Source organism: Caenibacillus caldisaponilyticus, from assembly GCF_002003465.1.
GTDB classification, from domain to species: Bacteria; Bacillota; Bacilli; order Bacillales; family Sporolactobacillaceae; genus Caenibacillus; species Caenibacillus caldisaponilyticus.
Window position 1 is genome coordinate 1 of sequence record NZ_BDDQ01000123.1, and the last position, 920, is coordinate 920.

General features: G+C 42.1%; 2 protein-coding genes. Both read right to left on the bottom strand.

The features are described from left to right. A partial coding sequence (locus CCB157_RS16680; protein ID WP_193432331.1) for a transposase occupies positions 1–232 on the bottom strand: 232 nt, incomplete at its 3' end. A 105-nt stretch (positions 233–337) separates the two neighbouring features. Beyond that, a partial coding sequence (locus tag CCB157_RS17790) for a hypothetical protein (RefSeq protein WP_158077371.1) occupies positions 338–920 on the bottom strand: 583 nt, incomplete at its 5' end.

Sequence of the window (920 nt, forward strand, 5' to 3'; positions counted from 1 at the left end):
GCACGCGCAAGGTCAACCGTCCCACCCGAGTCGTCAATTGCCGGGGATAAGACCCGTTTCGATAGCCTTTTCGCTCCTCTGTGCGCTCATAACGGCCGGCGCCAAGTTGATCCGTTAACTGGGCTTCAAGGATTTGATTCAAGACCTGTTCCAACAGTTTGGCCAGTCCTTGATCTTGCGACAAGAACCCGTGCAGGATTTCATCGCTTATTGTAATATTGTATTGAGCCATAGTTGCTTTCCTCCTTTTTGTTTTTTGTTTTGGTCAATGTCCATTCTATCAAAGGGAAAGCAACGTGGCTCTTTTTACATTTCCTTTTTACACAATTTTACGGACTCAACTTTGACCGACGATACTGCTATTTTCGATACTGAGATCCTTAATATAAATCTTACCTTGATAAGAGTACCATTCAACATTCACCTCGCCAAGCTGATGCAACGTCTTCGTGATGTCGGCTAGTTTATCTAATTCGTCGTTACTTAAAGTGATGGTGAATGGTTCACAAGGATAAGATTCCCAACTCCCAGTTTTTTCGGATAGAACTCTTTTTTGATGGAATTCCTCAATATGGGAAAAAACGCACTCTCCGTTGCTATTTAATACATATTTCGTTGGAGGGATTCTCCCATCTTTCATGCCAAATAATCCTGTTGGAAAAGTTTCAATCAAAATATCTCCGTTCTCCAATACTCTTGAAAAGCCAGTTACAGGGGCTGGAATGACATCTCCAATTTGTACACAATGGAAGCCATTCCCAAGTGGATTGTATTTGTTTTCTACACCATATCGAAGGGCTTCTTTAATATCCTCTCTTTTGCAAAGCTGTCCGACGCCTTTTTTCCACGTCAGCCTAAGGAAAGGCATGTCCATATCCCTTTTGACATGCTCGCAAGCATAATCAATTTCATCTTCTGAA